The sequence below is a fragment of the Cupriavidus sp. 05L411 genome, assembly GCF_056398045.1.
The window spans coordinates 1-5,165 of sequence record NZ_JBFTOQ010000100.1 but is presented as its reverse complement, the minus strand read 5'-3'; the positions used below and the strand labels follow the sequence as shown (position 1 = coordinate 5,165).

Below are 5,165 nucleotides of genomic sequence, written 5' to 3'. Positions count from 1 at the left end.
TTGGAACCACCCCTTCCCATCCCGAACAGGACCGTGAAACGACTCCACGCCGATGATAGTGCGGATACCCGTGTGAAAGTAGGTAATCGCCAGGCTCTCCCTTGAAACCCCCCAGTACGAAAGTACTGGGGGGTTTTGCTTTTATGGCTGCGATTTTGCGCGATCACGTTTGCAAAATGAAATGTGAATTGCGGAGCGCGAAACCCAACGCCCCGCGATTCAGGCCAGGCCTCAAGCCTTCTTCAACTGCTCCCGGATCGGCAGCGCGCGGATGCGCTTGCCGGTAGCCGCAAAGATCGCATTGCACAGCGCAGGCGCAATGGTCGGCACGGCCGGCTCGCCGACGCCGCCAAGCGGTGCGTCGAACTTGCCCGGCACCAGATGCACATGGATCTGGCGCGGCGCCGAGGGCGCGCGCATCACCTCGTACTGGTGGAAGTTGTCCTGCTGGGCGCGCCCGTCCTTGAAGGTGATCTCGCCCGTGGTGGCCAGGCTGATGCCCATGATGCAGGCGCCTTCCACCTGTGAGCGGATGCGGTCCGGGTTGACCTGGGCGCCGCAGTCCACCGCCATGTCGATGCGCGGCACGCTGATGCTGCCGTCATCGGCCACCACCACTTCGACCACTGCCGCCACGTAGGTCACGAAGCTGTAGCAGACAGCCAGCCCCAGCCCGCGTCCCTTCGGCAGCGTCTTGCCCCAGCCAGCTTCGTGCGTGGCCAGTTCAATCACGCCGCGCAGGCGGCCGATATCAAGCGGGTACTGCTGTGGCGATTCGCCGTAGTTCCAGGTATCGGACAGCTGCGTCGGGTCGATGCGCCGGTCCGGGCCGAGCAGCGCCAGCAGGTAGTCGCGATGATCGCGCCCGGCTGCCGCCGCCAGTTCGGCCGCGAACGATTGCACGGCGAAGGCGTGGGGGATGTTGGACACCGAGCGGAACCAGCCGATGCGGGTGTGCGCCTCCACTTCGGGGTTTTCCACGCGCACGTTGGGGATGTCGAATGGCATATTCACCGCCGACATGCCAAGCTCGAACGTGGCTTCGTTCTTCGCGCCGGCCACGAAGGTCGACGTGATGGTGGAGGCGGCGGTGCGATGCAGCCACGCCTGCGTCTTGCCGTCGGCGCCGAGCATGGCTTCCATGTGCTCGACGGAGACGGTGTGGAAGTAGTCGTGATGCAGGTCGTCGTCGCGCGTCCAGGTTACCTTGACCGGCTTGCCGCCCATGGCCTTGGACAGCAGCGCGGCCTCGGCGGCGAAGTCCGGCTTGGACTTGCGGCCAAAGCCGCCGCCCAGCAGCGTCACGTGCACCGTGACGTCCTCCGGTTTCAGGCCGAGATGCCCGGCCACGGTCTCGCGCGTGGCCTGCGGCGCCTGGACCGACGTCCAGACTTCGCACTTGCCATCGGCGATGCGCGCCGTGGCAACCGGGGGCTCCATCGTGGCGTGCGCGATATGCGGCAGGTAATACTGCGCGGCGATGCGCTTGCCGGGGCCGGACAGGGCGGCCATCGTGTCGCCCTGGTTGCGCACCACCTTGCCGGGCTGGCTTGCGGCCTTTTCCATCGCGGCACGGAACGCACCGGACTCGTAGCTGGCGTTGGGGCCATCGTCCCAGCGCAGCTTCAGCGCCTCGCGGCCCTTGATGGCCGACCAGGTATTGGTGGCGATCACCGCCACGCCGCCCAGTGGGTTGAACAGGGCGGGCGCGGGGCTGCCGGGCAGTTCCACCACCTTGATCACGCCAGGCACCTTCATCGCCTGCGTGGAGTCAACGCCGGCGAGCTTGCCGCCGAACACCGGCGGGCGCGCGATGACGGCGTACAGCATGCCGTCGAGCCGCACGTCGATGCCGTACTGCGCGCGGCCAGTGGCGATGTCGTGGCCATCGATGCTGCGCGTGCTGTCCTTGCCGATATAGCGGAATTGGGCCGGATCCTTCAGCCTGAGGCTGGCGGCCGCAGGCACGGGCAGGCGCGCGGCATCCTTTGCCAGCGCACCAAAGCCAAGGCTCTTGCCGCTCGGCACGTGGACCGCGGCGTGGTTGCGCGCCTGGACTTCGCTTACCGGCACATTCCAGCGGGCGGCGGCAGCAGCTTCCAGCATCATCCGCGCACTTGCGCCTACGCGCCGCATGGGCTCGAAGAAATGCCGCACGCTGCGCGAGCCGTCGGTGTTCTGGTTGCCGTAGCGGATTTCATCGCCGGGCGCCTGCACCACCAGCACCTGCGCCCAGTCGGCTTCGAGCTCGTCGGCCACCACCATCGGCAGGCTGGTGCGCACGCCTTGCCCCATCTCGGAGCGGTGGCAGACGATGCTTACCTTGCCATCTTCGGCAATGGAGAGGAACACCAGCGGGCTATCCACGGCACCGCCCGGCATGCCGTCGCGGCCGTACTTCTTGGGCTCATCCGCTGCCAGCACGATGCCGTCCAGGCCAACAGTCAACGTCAGGCCGGCGAGGGCGCCCATGCTTTTGAGCCAGGTGCGGCGCCCGGCAGATTGCAGCGTGCTCATTTGGCACTCCTCTTGCCCGTCGGCTGGGCAGACGGCTTTGCAGCCACGTTCGATTTGGCAACGTGCTGGATGGCGGCGCGGATGCGCGTATAGGTGCCGCAGCGGCAGATGTTACCGCTCATGGCCCCGTCGATGTCTTCTTCGCTCGGGTGCGGGTTGGTGTGCAGCAGCGCGGTGGCGGACATCAACTGCCCCGCCTGGCAGTAGCCGCACTGCGGCACGCCGAATTCCTCCCACGCTGCCTGCAAGGCCTGCCCGATCTTGTCGGCCGACAAGCCCTCGATGGTGGTGATCTTCTTGCCGGCCACCGCCGAGATCGGGGTCACGCAGGAGCGGATCGGCTGGCCGTCCAGATGCATGGTGCAGGCGCCGCACAGGGCCATGCCGCAGCCAAACTTGGTGCCGGTCAGGCCGAGGTGATCGCGCACCGCCCATAGCAGCGGGGCGTCATCGGGCAGGTCGATCTTTTGCGGCTTACCGTTGATCGTGATGGTTCTCATGTTTTTTTGTGGGGGTGGTGCAACGGGGACGAGGGCTGGCGGACGAGCCAGGTGCCTGCGCTGCTTTGCGCAAAGCGCATTGTGATGCCGGCGGCTGGTACTGGGGAATGGCGTTGGCGGGATTTGTTAATTCCACAAACTGGAATGATGGCGCTGCGGAGAACACCCTCGCGCCATCTATACGGCGATTGTGGACAATCGGAATGCGGCTGCAAAAGCCTATGGACCGGCAATCCGACGGTAGAATCCGACTAGCATTCCGTTGACACGCTCTGGAGATTCCCGATGGTTCGCCTGCTGATGCTTCTGCTTGGCGTGGATTACTTGCGTATGCGATGGCGCGCGCTGGCTTGGGCCGGAGCCATCAGCGTGATCACTGGAGGTGCGCTGTTTATCGACGCACTCGATGGCCGGCTCGATTTCCCGATCGAGCCGTTTGCATGGCTGCTGCTGCTCGAAGGGCTGGCTACCATGGCGGTGGCGTGGACCGGAATGGGCGGCCAGCGCACGCTGCGCTATGTCAAGGGTATGGCGTTCAGCGTGGCGGCGATCCTCGTGCTGGCCGGCCATCACCATGGCCACATGATCCTGTCGCTGCTGTTCGGTCTGCTGTTTCTGGCCGACGGACTGCTGCAGGTGGCATCGGCACGCCTGGTGCGCTTTCGTACGTGGCGGCTGGCGATGGCCGGCGGCATCGTCGAGATTGCAGTGGCGATCTTTTTTGTCCAGCCCTACCCGACGCACTACGCGGGCACCGTGCCCTACTGCGTGGGCCTTGGCCTGCTTTTCGGTGGCTGGAACATGCTGCTGCTCGCATCGCGCGTGCGCAGGCTGACCGGAAATCCGGGACTGCCTGGCACATCGGAAGCCGGCTCGGCTGATGATGCGGACCAGCGACTCACGACATGGAGCGGCCCGCCCGCAGCCAACGAACACGCGCTGACCGTGCACGTCTGGACACCGGTGGGATCGGCAAAGACCGAAGCGCGCCGCCAGCCGATCATCGACCGCTATATCGCCGCGGTGGACCGGAATGGCGTGATCTCCACCGGCCACGCGGCACTGGAATCGCCAGAAGGCGTCTACATCAGCCTCTACCCGGCGGTCGAGATCGACCGCGCGCCCGACGATTTCACCCGACTGCTGCGCGCCACGCGCGAGAACGACGTACCTGGCACTTTCCAACCCGACTATCCGACCGAATCGAAAGCGTGGTGTCCGTCGACGGTGCAGGTGCGCATCCGCAACTACGACGCGCAGCGCCTGCGCGAATTCTGGGATGCCTATCAGCGTGACACCACGTACAACCTGACCCACCGCAACTGCTCAAGTACAGTGGCACGGGCGCTCGATGCCGCGCTGGAAGGCGCCGGCGCGCGCGTATGGACGCGGCTGGACGGGTGGTGGCCGTTGTTGCGCCTGGTACTGACTCCTGAACTGTGGGTCGCGGCGCATCTACGCAAGCGCGCCGCGACGATGGCGTGGACGCCGGGCCTGACCCTCGACTACGCGCGCGCCATGAGCATGCTGGCCGATCCGCGTCCCTTCGCCTGGGCCACGTTCATCGGCACGCTGAAGCGGCGCAATTCCGCTAGCCTGGCGGACGATCGAGACGCCTAGGAGCTGGCGACGGCGGAGCCAGCTATCGCTTCGGACGCACGGAAGGATAGATTATCCGCAGACGCAGACCGGCTCTTCGCGGTTCGGGCTGCCGCCGAAGCCAGTGCGGGAGCGCAGCACTGACGGCAGACCGGGAACCCTCTTCAGGTGCGCAGGAGGGGGGCGGTCTTTTACGCGACTGGCATTGTCGCTATCGCGACACCGCATCTCAGGCGGTGTCGCGGCGGGTGGCCAGTTGCGGGTACGGCATCAGGCGTTGGCGCCTTCGGTGAAGACATCAACCTTGCCGCTGCGTGCGCCATCGGTGTAGGCATCGAATCCGCGAGCCGGCGAAGCCGAAACCCCCGAGCGGTCCAGGCCGGCGATGCGGGCGCCTTCAGTGAAGGTATCCAGCTTGCCGCTGCGTGCGCCGTCGGTGAAGGCGTCGGTTGCGCGGAAGTCGTAGCCGTACTTGTCGGCGGGGACCGAGGTGCGGAATTCATAGCCGTACTTGTCGCCGGCGAGGGTGTCCTTGGCGGAAGCGGCCTG

4 protein-coding genes and 1 rRNA gene are annotated in these 5,165 nt (G+C 66.0%); 2 read left to right on the top strand and 3 right to left on the bottom strand.

Annotated elements, in window-relative coordinates; all coding sequences use genetic code 11:
* A 5S ribosomal RNA gene (gene rrf, locus AC1DQR_RS39915) occupies positions 1 to 95 on the top strand; the annotation flags it as partial.
* A gap of 136 nt (positions 96 to 231) precedes the next feature.
* Here rrf and AC1DQR_RS39910 read toward each other — a convergent pair.
* Together AC1DQR_RS39910 and AC1DQR_RS39905 are read right to left on the bottom strand one after the other, a co-directional pair.
* A complete protein-coding gene (locus tag AC1DQR_RS39910; protein WP_416050927.1) occupies positions 232 to 2,517 on the bottom strand; it encodes a xanthine dehydrogenase family protein molybdopterin-binding subunit in 2,286 nt (761 codons plus the stop codon).
* Entirely contained in the window at positions 2,514 to 3,017 is a 504-nt protein-coding gene (locus AC1DQR_RS39905) for a (2Fe-2S)-binding protein (protein ID WP_174424795.1), read from the bottom strand. The genes AC1DQR_RS39910 and AC1DQR_RS39905 overlap by 4 nt, the downstream gene beginning before the upstream one ends.
* A 285-nt stretch (positions 3,018 to 3,302) precedes the next feature.
* On the opposite strand from AC1DQR_RS39905, the gene AC1DQR_RS39900 reads away from it, so the two are divergent.
* Positions 3,303 to 4,637: an HdeD family acid-resistance protein gene (locus tag AC1DQR_RS39900; RefSeq protein WP_416050926.1), complete on the top strand. Its 1,335-nt coding sequence runs from the start codon at positions 3,303 to 3,305 to the stop codon at positions 4,635 to 4,637.
* Between the two features lie 249 nt (positions 4,638 to 4,886).
* Here the strand turns inward: AC1DQR_RS39900 and AC1DQR_RS39895 are convergent.
* Positions 4,887 to 5,165: hypothetical protein (locus tag AC1DQR_RS39895; RefSeq protein WP_477135095.1), on the bottom strand; the 279-nt coding region annotated here is incomplete at its 5' end.

Bases quoted from the DNA above. Each gene is read 5' to 3' on its own strand.
- AC1DQR_RS39905 (WP_174424795.1), bottom strand. From the start codon at position 3,017: ATGAGAACCATCACGATCAACGGTAAGCCGCAAAAGATCGACCTGCCC.
- AC1DQR_RS39900 (WP_416050926.1), top strand. From the start codon at position 3,303: ATGGTTCGCCTGCTGATGCTTCTGCTTGGCGTGGATTACTTGCGTATG.
- AC1DQR_RS39910 (WP_416050927.1), bottom strand. From the start codon at position 2,517: ATGAGCACGCTGCAATCTGCCGGGCGCCGCACCTGGCTCAAAAGCATG.